The 13124-nt window shown below is 67.8% G+C and carries 13 protein-coding genes; all 13 read left to right on the top strand.

Translation table 11 applies throughout. The features are described 5' to 3' along the window. Positions 1–32: 32 nt before the first annotated feature. The 13 genes from BMX37_RS09895 (at position 33) to BMX37_RS09835 (ending at position 13112) form a co-directional block, all read left to right on the top strand. A complete protein-coding gene (locus tag BMX37_RS09895) occupies positions 33–332 on the top strand; it encodes an STAS domain-containing protein (protein ID WP_093665562.1) in 300 nt (99 codons plus the stop codon). Further along, positions 329–2545 (top strand): chemotaxis protein CheA, encoded by a 2217-nt coding sequence (locus BMX37_RS09890; RefSeq protein WP_093665561.1) that lies wholly within the window; start codon positions 329–331, stop codon positions 2543–2545. The genes BMX37_RS09895 and BMX37_RS09890 overlap by 4 nt, the downstream gene beginning before the upstream one ends. Then, positions 2542–3396 (top strand): CheR family methyltransferase, encoded by an 855-nt coding sequence (locus BMX37_RS09885; RefSeq protein ID WP_093665560.1) that lies wholly within the window; start codon positions 2542–2544, stop codon positions 3394–3396. Before BMX37_RS09890 ends, BMX37_RS09885 begins: the two co-directional genes overlap by 4 nt. Next, complete coding sequence (locus BMX37_RS09880; protein ID WP_093665559.1) at positions 3393–4409, top strand: protein-glutamate methylesterase/protein-glutamine glutaminase; 1017 nt, start codon at positions 3393–3395, stop codon at positions 4407–4409. Before BMX37_RS09885 ends, BMX37_RS09880 begins: the two co-directional genes overlap by 4 nt. Further along, positions 4406–4957, top strand: coding sequence for a chemotaxis protein CheD (locus BMX37_RS09875; RefSeq protein ID WP_093665672.1), 552 nt, complete (start codon positions 4406–4408; stop codon positions 4955–4957). The genes BMX37_RS09880 and BMX37_RS09875 overlap by 4 nt, the downstream gene beginning before the upstream one ends. Before the next feature lie 44 nt (positions 4958–5001). Further along, positions 5002–5364 (top strand): response regulator, encoded by a 363-nt coding sequence (locus tag BMX37_RS09870; RefSeq protein WP_093665671.1) that lies wholly within the window; start codon positions 5002–5004, stop codon positions 5362–5364. Between the two features lie 23 nt (positions 5365–5387). After that, positions 5388–5831 (top strand): chemotaxis protein CheW, encoded by a 444-nt coding sequence (locus BMX37_RS09865; RefSeq protein WP_093665558.1) that lies wholly within the window; start codon positions 5388–5390, stop codon positions 5829–5831. Positions 5832–5883: 52 nt separating this feature from the next. Next, positions 5884–6888 carry a chemotaxis protein CheB gene (locus tag BMX37_RS09860; protein ID WP_093665557.1) on the top strand — a complete coding sequence of 335 codons (1005 nt, stop codon included), beginning with the start codon at positions 5884–5886 and terminating at the stop codon, positions 6886–6888. 31 nt (positions 6889–6919) lie between these two features. After that, the gene (locus BMX37_RS09855) at positions 6920–7195 is read left to right on the top strand and encodes a hypothetical protein (RefSeq protein ID WP_139198066.1); all 276 of its coding nucleotides are present in this window, start codon (positions 6920–6922) and stop codon (positions 7193–7195) included. 123 nt (positions 7196–7318) lie between these two features. Beyond that, entirely contained in the window at positions 7319–8893 is a 1575-nt protein-coding gene (locus tag BMX37_RS09850; protein ID WP_093665555.1) for a catalase, read from the top strand. A gap of 129 nt (positions 8894–9022) precedes the next feature. Beyond that, entirely contained in the window at positions 9023–10348 is a 1326-nt protein-coding gene (locus BMX37_RS09845; RefSeq protein ID WP_093665554.1) for a PQQ-dependent sugar dehydrogenase, read from the top strand. A 112-nt stretch (positions 10349–10460) separates the two neighbouring features. Then, positions 10461–11732: a chloride channel protein gene (locus BMX37_RS09840; protein ID WP_244501513.1), complete on the top strand. Its 1272-nt coding sequence runs from the start codon at positions 10461–10463 to the stop codon at positions 11730–11732. 78 nt (positions 11733–11810) lie between these two features. Then, the gene (locus BMX37_RS09835; protein ID WP_093665552.1) at positions 11811–13112 is read left to right on the top strand and encodes an Nramp family divalent metal transporter; all 1302 of its coding nucleotides are present in this window, start codon (positions 11811–11813) and stop codon (positions 13110–13112) included. The last annotated feature ends 12 nt before the right edge of the window (positions 13113–13124 follow it).

Below are 13124 nucleotides of genomic sequence, written 5' to 3'. Positions count from 1 at the left end.
GCTCCACCAGGATCAAACACGAGTAGCCGTCCATGCCCCATCTGCTTGCCCCCGTTCTGGACACCGTCGCCGCGGAACCGCTGCGCCAGGCACTGCTGGCGTACACGGAGGCGGGTGAAGCCGTGCTGATGGACGGTTCCGCCGTGGACCGCGCCGGCCTGGCCTGCCTGCAAGTGATGGCCAGCGCGCGCGAAAGTGCGGCGGCGTCGGGGCTGGCATTCGACATCCGGTCCAGCAGCGAGGGGCTGACCGCGATGGTGGTTCTGGCGGGCATGGAATCGCTGCTGGCGCCGCTTGAGGCGAATGGCACCGCACGGAGGATCGCGGCATGACGCTTGACGAAATCCAGCAGATCTTCTTCCAGGAATGCGACGAGGGCCTCGCCGCGCTGGAGGCGAGCTTCGCGGACCTGAAGGGCGGCAGTGCGGACAGCGAGACGATCAACACGATCTTCCGGTCCGTACACTCCATCAAGGGCGGCGCGGGCGCGTTCGGCCATGAACGGCTGCAAGGCTTTTCGCATCAATATGAGACGGTGCTGGACAAGGTCCGCAACGGCGAACTGGCGCTGGACGACGACCTGCTGACACTCGTGGTGGCGGCGTTCGATACGCTGACCGACCATGTCGGCGCTGCGCGCGGCGAACTGGACACACCGAACGACGCGGCGATGCTGGATCGACTGGTGAAGGCGGCGGAAGGGCAGCTTTCCGCGTCGGCCGCCGCACCGGCGCCGGCACCCGTCGCCTCGGCCGAGCCAGCACCGGCTGCGGTCGCTGCGGCAGCCGCTGTGGCCGACGACTTCGACGCGCTGTTCGCGCTGCTGGAGGACTCCGCGCCCACCGTCACGCCGGCATGGCTGGTGACGGTTCAGCCGGGTCCGGCGGCGCTGGACCATGGCGCGGAACCGCTGCTCGCCCTGCGCGAACTGTCGATGCTGGGCGGCGCGGTGGTGTCGGTCGAGGCCGGCACGCTTCCGCTGCTGGAGGTACTGGATGCGGAGCGGTCCTATCTGGGCTGGACCTTGCGGGTGCCGGGCGAAGTCGAAGAAGCGGACATCCGCGCCGTGTTCGACTTCGCGGACCCGGATTGCGCGCTGACCGTCCGGCGCGAAGGTCCGGAGGCGCAGGAGCATGCGCCGCTGATCGACCTGCTCGCGGAACCGGTGACGTTGATCGCGGAGCCGATCGTTCCCGCCGTTCCGCTTCCCGTGTCGGCGGCAGCGCCGGTGGCGCCTGTCCCCGCCCCGGCGCCCGTCGCCATCGTGCCGGTCGCTGCCCCGGCGCAACCGGCCGCAGCGCCCGCCGCGCCCCCGCCGGCCGCCGATGCGGCACCGCGTGCAGTGTCCTCCGCCACGCAGCAGACGATCCGCGTCGACCTCGACAAGCTGGACCGGCTGGTCAACCTGGTCGGAGAGCTGGTCATCACCCAGGCGATGCTGGCGCAGCGGCTATCAGAACACGAACTCGGCTCGATCGCGGAGCTGACCGATCTCGATCACCTGACGCGCGAGTTGCAGGATTCGACCATGGCGATCCGCGCCCAGCCGATGAAGACGGTGTTCAGCCGCGTGCCCCGCATCATCCGCGAACTGGAAATGGAGACGGGCAAGAAGGTCCGGCTGGAGGTCGAGGGCGAGATGACCGAGGTCGACAAGACCGTGGTCGAGCGTATCGGCGAGCCCCTCACCCACCTGATCCGCAACGCGGTCGATCATGGCCTGGAGGATCCGGCCGGGCGACTGGCGGCGGGCAAGGCGGAGGAGGGCGTGGTACGTCTGTCCGCCGCGCACCAGTCGGGCCGCATCGTCATCACCGTCGCCGACGACGGGCGCGGCATCGACCGCACGCGCGTTCGTGCCAAGGCGGTGGAACGCGGCATCATCGCCGCCGACGCACAGCTGAACGAGGAGGAGATCGACAACCTGATCTTCGCACCCGGCTTCTCGACCGCCGCCACCGTCTCCAACATCTCGGGCCGGGGTGTCGGCATGGATGTGGTGCGCAAGAACGTGCAGGCGCTGGGCGGCCGGATCGGCATCGCGTCCAATCTGGGCCGGGGATCGTCCTTCTCCATGTCGCTGCCGCTGACGCTGGCGGTGCTGGACGGGATGATCGTCACCGTCGGCGACCAGACCTTCGTGATACCGCTCAGCCATATCGTCGAGAGCCTGCGGCCGGGCATCGACGAGGTGAAGACGGTCGGTCCCGACGCATCGCTGCTCGACGTGCGCGGCGCCTATGTGCCGGTGCACCGGGTGGGCAGCCAGCTCGGCATTCGTGGCGCGGCCAGCGATCCCAGCGGCGCGGTGCTGATCGTGGTGGAAAGCGATCAGGGCCAGGCGGTGCTGATGGTCGACACCATCCAGGACCAGCGCCAGGTCGTCGTGAAGAGCCTGGAGGCGAACTACCAGCAGATCCACGGGCTGGCCGGCGCGACCATCCTGGGCGACGGACGCGTGGCGCTGATCCTGGACGTGGACGCGCTGATCGGCCGCTGGCGCAAGGAAACGCGCACCGCGCAGCCGCTGGAGCTCGCCGCGTGAGCGCGGTCGCCGTCCAGCGCCAGACGGAGTTCACCTTCGGTCCCAAGGATCACGAGGCGGTTGCCGAGTTGATCTATGCCGAGGCGGGGATCGTGCTGTCGCCCGCCAAGTCGCAGCTGGTCTATGGTCGCCTCGCCCGGCGTCTGCGGGCGTGCAACCTGTCCGATTTCGGCGAGTATCTGCGCCTGGTCGATACGGATGACGCGGAACGCCGCGCGATGGTCGACGCGCTGACCACCAACCACACCAGCTTCTTTCGCGAAAGCCACCATTTCGATCATGTCCGGACCGACCTGTGGCCGGGCCTGTCGCGCAAGCTGGACAAGGGGGAGCGGGTGCGCCTCTGGTCGGCGGCGTGTTCCAGCGGCGAGGAGCCGTATACGCTGCTGATGACAATCCTGGGCAACGAGACGGCCGCGGCCGGCCGGCTGGCGCGGCAGGATTTCCGCCTGCTCGCCACCGACCTGTCGCCCAGCGTGATCGCCGCCGCCCGTGCGGGCCGGTACGCGCCCGACACGGCGGACTCGATCCCGTCATCGACCCGCAACGCATGGACCCGGCGCGTCGGCAACGAGGTGGAGATCGCCCCGGCGATGCGCCAGCTGGCCAGCTTTCGCGAACTCAACCTGCTGAAGCCGTGGCCGATGCGGGGGCGGTTCGACGCGATCTTCTGCCGCAACGTCATGATCTATTTCGACGAACCGACCAAGGCGCAGCTGCTCAACCGCTTCGCCGACGTGCTGGTCCCCGACGGCATCATCTATATCGGCCATTCGGAACGCATCCCGGGCCCCGCCGCCGGACGCTTCCAGTGCATCGGCCGCACCATCTACAAGAAAGTTGGCGCATGACGGTCCGCACCCTTATCGTCGACGACAGCGCATCGATGCGCGCCCTGATCGCCCGCACCTTGTCCAACGATCCCGCCATTGAAGTCGTGGGCGCCGCCGAGGACCCGTTCCAGGCGCGTGAGATGATCAAGACGCTGGACCCGGACGTCATTACGCTGGACGTGGAGATGCCGGGCATGAACGGCCTCGACTTCCTCGACCGGATCATGCGCCTGCGCCCGATGCCGGTGGTGATGCTGTCGACCCTGACCCAGGCGGGCGCGGCGGCGACGATCGAGGCGCTGGAGATCGGCGCGTTCGATTGCTGCGCGAAGCCTGCGCACGGACAGCTCGACCCGGCGCTGGTCGAGACGGTGAAGGCCGCCGGCACCAGCCGCCGACGCCAGCCGCGTCGCACCGCGAACAGCCCGACCGGCACGCCGCCGGCCGACTATACCCCCCGCCCCGACACGCTGATCGCGCTGGGCGCGTCTACGGGTGGGGTCGAGGCGCTGATCGAGCTGTTGTCCGGCTTTCCGGCGAATTGTCCGCCGACGGTTGTCGTGCAGCACATGCCCGGCACCTTCACCGGCAGCTTTGCCGCGCGGCTCGACCGGCTTACGCCGCCGCACGTATCCGAGGCCCGCTCGGGAGAGCGGTTGCAGGCGGGCCATGTCTATCTGGCGCCGGGCGGCACGCATCACCTGGAGGTGCGCGGTAGCAACCACTGGTATTGCCGGCTGGTGCCCGACGACCCGGTCAGCGGGCATCGCCCCTCCGTCGACCGCCTGTTCGCCTCGGTTGCGCAGACCTGCGGGTCCAAGGCGGTGGGCGCGATCCTGACCGGCATGGGCCGCGACGGCGCCACCGGGCTGAAGGCGATGCGCAACGCGGGCAGCTTCACGGTCGGTCAGGATCAGGCGACCAGTACCGTGTACGGCATGCCATGCGTCGCGTTCGAGATCGGCGCAGTGGAGCAGCAGCTTCCCCTGTCCCGCATCGCCCGTCCCCTGCTCGACCGGTGCCGCGCATGACCGGCCTTCCGGCGTCCCCCGACAGGCTCAGGCGCGTCACCGTGATGCAGGGCGAAACGCGCGTGTCCGGCGAGGATGTGGTGCTGACCACCGTGCTGGGCAGCTGCATCGCCGCGTGCCTGTTCGATCCGCATGCAAAGGTGGGCGGGCTGAACCATTTCCTGCTCGCGGAACCGGGATCGGGCGAAACCGACCCCAAGCAGATGCAGCGGTACGGCGTGTACGCGATGGAGGTGCTGATCAACGGCATGCTCCAGATCGGCGCCACACGGTCGGCACTACGCGCCAAGCTGTATGGCGGCGCCAGCATGCGGGACGGGTTCCGCGACATCGGCGCGACCAACGCGGCCTTTGCCCGGCGTTTCCTGGCTGACGAGCGTATCCAGCTGGTCGGGGAGGATGTCGGCGGCTTCTCGGCGCGACGGGTCGAGTTCCGGCCCGCGCACGGGCTGGCCCGATGCCGCGCCGTGAACGACCGCATCGCCGCGCCACCGCGTCCGGTGATGCCCCCGCCGAACATCCGTTCCGGCGAAGTGGAACTGTTCTGATGATCCCCGCCAACGAGACACTTCAAGCGACAAAGGCCCCTTCCATGCCCCAGACCATCATGACCGTGGACGATTCGCCCAGCATGCGGATGCTGCTGCGCGCGGCGCTGACCGACATGGGCTATTCCGTGGTGGAGGCCGAGGACGGCGTCCACGCGCTGGAAAAGCTGTCGGGCCTGCAACCCGACCTGCTGATCACCGACATCAACATGCCGCGCATGGACGGGTTCGGCCTGATCGAACAGGTCCGTGGCCAGGGCCGCCGCGCGCTGCCGATCCTGGTGCTAACCACCGAGAGTTCGGACGAAAAGAAGCAGCGCGCCCGTGCGGCCGGGGCAACTGGCTGGATTGTTAAGCCTTTTCATCCAGAAAAGCTGGCGGCGGCGATACGCCGCGTGTTGCACTGATTCGTTCCTTGGAGCCGCAAAGCATGTCCCGTCAGCTCATCACCTTTCAGCTCGGCGACCAGGTCCTGGGCGTCGACATCATGGCCATCCGCGAAATCCGCGCCTGGTCGCCCGCGACGCCGCTGCCCAACGTTCCCGCCCATGTGCGCGGCGTGGTGAACCTGCGCGGCGTGGTGCTGCCCGTGCTGGATCTGCGTCACCGGCTGGGCTGGGGCGTCACCGACCCGTCCGCCCGCCACGTCATCATCGTGGTGCGCATCGGTGAGCAGTTGCAGGGCCTGATCGTCGACGCGGTGAACGACATCGTCTCCGTCGCGCCCGACGCGATGCAGCCGTTGCCCGATATGGGCGAGACCACGGCGGCTCAGTTCCTGGAAGGGCTGGCGACGATCGACCAGCGGCTGATCCTGGTGCTGTCGCTCGACCGCCTGGTCGACGCGTCCGCCGCCCTGCCCGAAGCCGCCTGACTGACACAGCCGGCCGCGTATCGGGCCGGTTCGGAACCCAAGGACTTTACCCATGGCCAAGACCAAGGTGCTGGTTGTTGACGATTCGCTGACCATGCGGGTCCTGATCTCCGGTGCGCTCGAACGCATTCCGGGGGTCGAGGTCGTCGGCGCCGCCGATGGTGCCGAGGAAGCGCGCGAAATGGTCGCGGAGCATCACCCGCACGTCATGACGCTGGACGTCGAGATGCCGGGGATGAGCGGCCTGGAATATCTGGCGGAGATCATGGACACACGACCGATGCCGGTGATCATGTTCTCCACCCGTACCGAGGCTGGCGCGGAAGCGTCGATCGAGGCGCTGCGACTGGGCGCGATCGATTGTTTCCCGAAGCCCAAGGTTGCCGTGCAGTCAGAACTGGACGCGATCATCGGCAAGCTGGGCAAGCGTATCAAGGCCGCGCGCAACGCCGACCTGAAGAAGACCAGTGCGAAGCCGGCGGCAACGCCGGTGGCGGCCAATATCGACTGGAACGGCCGCCTGCTGGCGATCGGCGCGGACGCGGCCAACACCCAGGGATTGTTCGACCTGTTCGCCACCTTCCCCGCCAACTGCCCGCCGACCGTGGTCGTGCAGCACATGGGCCCCGGCCTGCTCGCTCCGATGGTGGAGCAATTGGCCGGACAGGTCGCGCCCAAGGTGGTGATCGCCACCGACGGCATGGCCGCCGAACAGGGCACCATCTATTTCGCGCCGCAGGGCGACAACCATCTGGCACTCGACACCTGGCCCAACGGGCACCTGCGCCTGCTGCCGCGCGAGCCGGTATCGGGGGAGCGTCCGTCGATCTCCCTGCTGTTCGCGGCCGTGTCGAAGGCGTGTGGCGCGAACGGCGTCGCGGTGCTGCTGGCGCTGGACGACGAGGATGGCGCGGCGGGCATCCGCGCGGTGCTGGCGGGCGGCAGCTATGCCGTGGCACGCGCCGAACAGGGCTTCACCCTGGCCAAGGGCGCGGTGTCGCAGCCGCTGGACGGATCGGCCATGTCCGCGACCGTGCTGAAGCTTTGCAGCAAGTGATCGGCGGCAATTGATGGGACGCGCCACCAACATGTCACCTGCATTCGCAAAGGCCGTGGCGGGCGAGCTGGTGCGTCTGAACGGATCGCTGGACCGGCTGCTCGTGGCGCTGGCCGGTGATCCGGAGGTGCTGCGCCGGCACATGACCGATCTGCAGGCGATCGACGACATGTCGCAGGTTCAGTGCGCGCTGGCCGACCTGCTGCTGTCTGACGAGCCGATGGGGGCCGGAATCGACGCCGTGCCGCTGGAGGCAATGGCCGCGCGGCTGCGCGACGGCATCCAGGCGACGCACGGGGAGATCTGATCGTCGCGTGGGTCGACGCCCGACGTACTTGATCGGTTTGACCGATCAATGAATGCGGATCAATGAACTTCATCGATCCTCCGTGCTGTGGCAACACATGCCCAGCATCACAAGGAGGATCCCATGGCAGACGATCAGCCGAAATCGGGCGAGCGCCCGCGGCTCACCACCTCGGCCGGCGCGCCCGTGGCCGACAACCAGCATTCGATCACCGTCGGCCCGCGCGGCCCCCTGCTGTTGCAGGATTACCAGCTGATCGAGAAGCTGACCCATCAGAACCGTGAGCGCATTCCGGAGCGGGTCGTCCATGCCAAGGGCTGGGGCGCGTTCGGCACGCTGACGATCACCTCCACCGAGGTGATGAAGTACACCAACGCCAAGCTGTTCAACGAGGTCGGCAAGAAAACCGACCTGCTGCTGCGCTTCTCCACCGTTGCCGGCGAACAGGGCGCGGCGGACGCCGAGCGCGACGTGCGCGGCTTTGCGCTGAAGTTCTACACCGAGGACGGCAACTGGGACTTGGTGGGCAACAACACCCCCGTGTTCTTCGTGCGCGACCCGTACAAGTTCCCCGACTTCATCCGCACGCAAAAGCGGCATCCGCGTACCAACCTGCGCTCGCCGACCGCGATGTGGGACTTCTGGTCGCTGTCGCCGGAGTCGATCCACCAGATCACGATCCTGATGTCGGATCGCGGCCTGCCCGTCGGCCCGCAGTATATGAACGGTTATGGCAGCCACACCTTCTCGTTCTGGAACGACAAGGGTGAGCGCTATTACACCAAGTTCCACTTCAAGACGCAGCAGGGCCACAAGTTCTACACGAACGAAGAGGCCGGGGAGATCATCGCGAAGAGCCGCGAGTCCTATCAGGAGGAACTGTACGGCGCGATCCACGACGGCAACTTCCCAAAATGGACGATGTACGTCCAGATCATGACACCCGAACAGGCCGATGCCGAAGAGCTGAACCCGTTCGATGTCACCAAGGTGTGGCCGCACGGCAAGTACCCGCTGATCGAGGTGGGCGAGATGGAGCTGAACAAGAACCCGGAAAACTATTTCGCCCAAGTGGAACAGGCTGCGTTCTCCCCGTCCAACGTGGTGAAGGGTATCAGCTTCTCGCCGGACAAGATGTTGCAGGGCCGCATCTTCTCCTATGCGGACGCGCACCGGTATCGGTTGGGCACGCATTACGAGGCGCTGCCGGTCAATCAGCCCAAGTCGCCGGTGGCCCATTACCACAAGGACGGCCTGTTGCGGTTCTTCGCGGACAACAACAATCCGGACGCCTATTACGAGCCGAACAGCTTCGATGGTCCGGCGCAGGATCCCAGCTATGCCGAGCCGCCGCTGCCGGTGAACGGTGTCGCGAAGCGGTATGAGGTCGAGGTCACGGACGCCGACTTCATCCAGCCGCGCGCGCTGTTCAACCTGTTCGACGATGGCGAGAAGCAGCGCCTGTTCAAGAACCTGGCGGCGGCGATGCACGGCATTCCGCAGTTCATCATCGACCGCCAGATGACCGTCTTCGAACGGGTCGACCCGGCCTATGCGGAGGGCGTGCGCCAGGCGCTGTCGCACCTCGACAAGTCGCAAGAGGATCGTGAGACCCAGAAGGACGTGGATCGCATGGCCTTGGACGAGCCGCACAAGAATGTCGAAAAGGAAGCGCCCGCCTTCGACACGGTGAAATGATCGGTTCGCCAGCCAAGGCGTGACCCTGGGGCCGTCGGCAACGATGCCGGCGGCCCTTTTTCCTGACCACCCTTCTGCCAACGCCCGCGCGCCATTGCCGGTTCGGCGCCAGCCGCGTAACTTGGCCCCATGCTCAAGCACATCCTGCGCGTCGCGGCGCTGCTCCTGGTCGTCGGCGGTGCGCTGTTCGCCTATCTCGCATGGCCCGACACGGCCAAGATCGACATCGCCCGCGTCGAGGGTGCGCGGCCCGAGATCACCCAGCCGCGCGAGCAATGGTTGCCGACCGTGAAGATCGCAAAGGTCGTCGGCTGGCCAGCCGGAGCGACACCCGCCGCCGCGTCCGGGCTGGCGGTGAAGCCGTTCGCGACCGGGCTGGACCATCCCCGCTGGCTGTATCGCCTGCCCAATGGCGACGTGCTGGTGGCAGAAACCAATTCCCCGCCACGCCCGGCGAGCGGCATCACGTCCAGGGTGATGAACTTCTTCCTGGGACGCGCCGGTGCCGGCGCGCCTTCCCCCAACCGCATTACGCTGCTGCGTGACGCGGACGGGGATGGGGTCGCGGAAACGCGGTCGGTGTTCATGACCGGTCTGAACTCGCCCTTCGGCATGACGCTGTTCCAGGGGCAGCTCTACATCGCCGACACGGACGCGCTGGTCCGCGTACCTTATCAGGATGGCGAAACGCGGATCACGGCCCGGCCGGAGACGGTGGTGAAACTGCCCGGCGGCGGCAATCACTGGGCACGCAACGTCGTCCCCGCGCCCGATGGCCGGACGCTGTACGTGTCGGTCGGCTCCTCCTCCAACATCGCCGAAAACGGCATCGATCAGGAAAAGTACCGCGCCAACATCCTGCAGGTCTGGCCCAAGGAAAAGACGTTCCGCGTCTTCGCCGCCGGCCTGCGCAATCCCAACGGCATGGCGTTCAACCCGAAGTCGGGCCAGCTGTGGACGGTCGTCAACGAGCGCGACATGCTCGGCTCCGACCTCGCGCCCGATTACCTGACGCAGGTGGAGTTCGGCGATCATTTCGGCTGGCCCTGGTATTATTGGGGCGGCTACCCCGACAATCGGGTCGAGCCGAAGAACCCGCAGTTGCAGGAATATGCCAAGCGCCCCGACTATGCGCTGGGACCCCATGTCGCGGCGCTCGGCCTGACGTTCGCGGCGGATGCGAGGCTGGGCGATCGTTGGGCGAACGGCGCGTTCGTGGCCGAGCATGGATCTTGGAATCGCAAGCCGGTGTCCGGTTACAAGGTCGTGTTCGTGCCCTTCGGCGCCAATGGCTTCCCGGCCAAGGGGGCGAAGCCGGTCGACGTGCTGACCGGGTTCCTCGACGCCGATGGACAGGCCAAGGGACGGCCGGTCGGCCTCGTCACTGATCGCAGCGGCGGCCTGCTCGTCGCGGACGATGTCGGCAACGTGATCTGGCGGGTGGCCGCGCGCTAGGGTCGAGGCGAGCCATGGGGGCCCGCGCCGCGACACCGGATGAGCGCCGATGACGACGCTTCGCGGCGGTTCAGGCCGTAGACCGTGGACGATGCGCCGCGTCCGTGCCTTAATGCGCAGCCGCGGCCCGACCTCCACCATGTTCCGCCGCCGCATCGCGCTGATCACCGGCGCGATCGCGGTGGGCGTGATCGCGGTGCTGTTCGCCGGGGCGTCGGATCAGGCGGGCAGCGCCTTCGATCGGTTTCGACGTGCCTGGCCCTGGTTGCCGCTGCTGGTGACACCCCTCGCCTTCGTGGGACTGACGTGGACGACGCGCCGCTGCGCGCCGCTGGCGAGGGGGTCCGGCATTCCGCAGGTGATGGCGGCCAGCGACGATCCGGAGGCCGCGCGCGCCGGACTGATCTCCGTTCGCACCGTCGTCGCGAAGGCGGCGCTAACCATCGGCGCCGTGCTGGCCGGGGCAAGCGTGGGGCGCGAGGGGCCAACGGTACAGCTCGCCGCCGCGACCATGGGCATCAGCCACCGCATGCTGAGCGTGCCGCTGCGGCGGTCGGCGGTGATCGCGGGCGGCGCGGCCGGCGTGGCCGCCGCGTTCAACACCCCGTTGGCGGGCGTACTGTTCGCGATCGAGGAACTGGCCGCCGCCTACGAACAGCGCGTCACCCTGCTTGTGCTGTCCGCCATGGTGATCGCCGGCATGGTCGCGCAGTCGCTGTCGGGAGATTACGTCTATTTCGGCGCGGTCGGTGCGCACATGTCGCTGGGCGCGGCATTGATGGTGGTGCCGGTCGCGGGGCTGTTCGGCGGCCTGGCCGGGGGTGGCTTTGCCCGCATGATGCTGGCGATGAGCGCCGGCCGCGTCCCGCTGTCGCGCTGGAGCCGGGCGAACCCGCTGCTGTTCGCGGGGGCGTGCGGGTTGCTGGTGGCGGGGCTGGGTGTCGCCACCGGGCTGACCTGGGGCACCGGCTATTCGGCGGCGCGCGCGATGATCCTGGGTGTCGACGCGCCCTGGTGGTTCGGGCCGGCCAAGATGGCGGCGACGCTGGCGACGGCGGTGGCGGGCCTGCCCGGCGGCATCTTTGCCCCCAGCCTGGCGGTCGGCGCCGGCGTCGGAAACCTGCTGCGTCCGCTCTACCCGTCCGATCCGGCGGGGGCGGTCGTGATCCTGGGCATGGTCGCCTATTTCGCGGGCGTGGTGCGCGCGCCGCTGACCGCCGTCATCATCCTGGCGGAGACGACGGCCAGCCGCGGCCTGATGCTGCCAATGTTCGCTACCGCCTTTCTCGCTGACTTCGCCAGCCAGGCGATCTGCCGCGAAAAGCTGTACCACGGCCTGTCCGCCGCCTTCGCCCTGCCCCCGCGAGCGACCGGAAACGCCTGAGACGTTGCCGGGACTGTCTCAAGTCGCGGATCATACAGGCGCTTGTGGCGTTCGTCGTTCGTCTGCCAAGGGGGATCAGTGTCGACAACCGCTTCTTCGCTCGGGCGCTCGCTCGCCGAGAGCCACCGCAGCGTGGCCGTGCCGAGCGGGGGGTCGTGGTGGAAACGGTTCCTGGCATTCGCCGGGCCAGGCTACCTGGTCGCGGTCGGGTACATGGACCCTGGCAACTGGGCGACGGACATCGCCGGCGGTTCGGCATTCGGCTACACGCTGCTGTCGGTCGTGCTGTTGTCCAACATCATGGCCATCGTGCTGCAGGCGCTGTCAGCACGCCTTGGCATCGCGGCGGGCATGGACCTGGCCCAGGCATGCCGCGCCAGCTATTCGCGGCCGGTCACCCTGGCGCTTTGGGCCTTGTGCGAAGTGGCGATCATCGCATGTGACCTGGCGGAGGTGCTGGGCACCGCCATCGCGCTGAAGCTGTTGTTCAACCTGCCGCTGGTATGGGGAGTGGCGCTTACCGCGCTGGACGTGTTCCTTATCCTGGCGCTGCAGCGCTTCGGCTTCCGCAAGCTGGAAGCGTTCATCATCGCCCTGCTGGTCATCATCGCCGGCTGTTTCCTGTTCGAACTCGCGCTGGCCCGTCCGGCATGGGGCACGGTCGCGGCGGGACTGGTGCCCAGCCCGTCCATCGTCACCGACCCGGCGAAGCTGTACCTGGCGATCGGCATCCTCGGCGCGACCGTCATGCCGCACAACCTGTATCTCCATTCCTCGCTGGTCCAGACGCGCGCCTACCGCGTGGAGGACAAGGCCGACGCGGTGAAACTGGCCACGCTGGACGGCACGGTCGCGCTGGTCCTCGCATTCTTCATCAACGCCGCGATCCTGATCCTGGCCGCCGCGACGTTCCACGCCGCCGGCCGCACGGACGTCGCCGATATCGATCAGGCGCATCAGCTGTTGTCACCCATGCTGGGCGCCGGCGCCGCGAGCGCGGTATTCGCGATCGCCCTGCTCGCGTCGGGACAGAATTCCACGGTCACGGGGACGCTGGCCGGACAGATCGTGATGGAGGGGTTCCTCGACCTGAAGCTGCCGTCATGGATCAGGCGGCTGGTCACCCGGTTGCTGGCCGTGGTCCCGGCCGTGATCGTGGTCGGCGCGAGCGGCGACCGGGGCGCGACGCAGTTGCTGGTGCTCAGCCAGGTGATCCTCAGCCTGCAACTGCCCTTCGCCGTGGTGCCCCTGGTCCGCTTCACCAGTGACAAGGGCCTGATGGGCCGTTTCGCCAGCCCCGTTTGGTTGAAGGTGCTTGCATGGATCATCGCCGCCGTCATCATCGGCCTGAACGTCAAACTCCTGCTCGGCATGATCTAAGCCGGCCAACCA

Source organism: Sphingomonas gellani (genome assembly GCF_900110035.1).
Lineage (GTDB): Bacteria > Pseudomonadota > Alphaproteobacteria > Sphingomonadales > Sphingomonadaceae > Sphingomonas > Sphingomonas gellani.
Note: the sequence above shows the minus strand (reverse complement) of the source record. Positions and strands in the feature narration are given on the sequence as shown.

Excerpts from the sequence above, each read along its gene's own strand:
- BMX37_RS09840 (WP_244501513.1), top strand. The coding sequence starts at position 10,461 with ATGCGCAGCCGCGGCCCGACCTCCACCATGTTCCGCCGCCGCATCGCG.
- BMX37_RS09860 (WP_093665557.1), top strand. The coding sequence starts at position 5,884 with ATGGCCAAGACCAAGGTGCTGGTTGTTGACGATTCGCTGACCATGCGG.
- BMX37_RS09855 (WP_139198066.1), top strand. The coding sequence starts at position 6,920 with ATGTCACCTGCATTCGCAAAGGCCGTGGCGGGCGAGCTGGTGCGTCTG.
- BMX37_RS09895 (WP_093665562.1), top strand. The coding sequence starts at position 33 with ATGCCCCATCTGCTTGCCCCCGTTCTGGACACCGTCGCCGCGGAACCG.
- BMX37_RS09875 (WP_093665672.1), top strand. The coding sequence starts at position 4,406 with ATGACCGGCCTTCCGGCGTCCCCCGACAGGCTCAGGCGCGTCACCGTG.
- BMX37_RS09870 (WP_093665671.1), top strand. The coding sequence starts at position 5,002 with ATGCCCCAGACCATCATGACCGTGGACGATTCGCCCAGCATGCGGATG.
- BMX37_RS09880 (WP_093665559.1), top strand. The coding sequence starts at position 3,393 with ATGACGGTCCGCACCCTTATCGTCGACGACAGCGCATCGATGCGCGCC.
- BMX37_RS09890 (WP_093665561.1), top strand. The coding sequence starts at position 329 with ATGACGCTTGACGAAATCCAGCAGATCTTCTTCCAGGAATGCGACGAG.
- BMX37_RS09850 (WP_093665555.1), top strand. The coding sequence starts at position 7,319 with ATGGCAGACGATCAGCCGAAATCGGGCGAGCGCCCGCGGCTCACCACC.
- BMX37_RS09865 (WP_093665558.1), top strand. The coding sequence starts at position 5,388 with ATGTCCCGTCAGCTCATCACCTTTCAGCTCGGCGACCAGGTCCTGGGC.
- BMX37_RS09845 (WP_093665554.1), top strand. The coding sequence starts at position 9,023 with ATGCTCAAGCACATCCTGCGCGTCGCGGCGCTGCTCCTGGTCGTCGGC.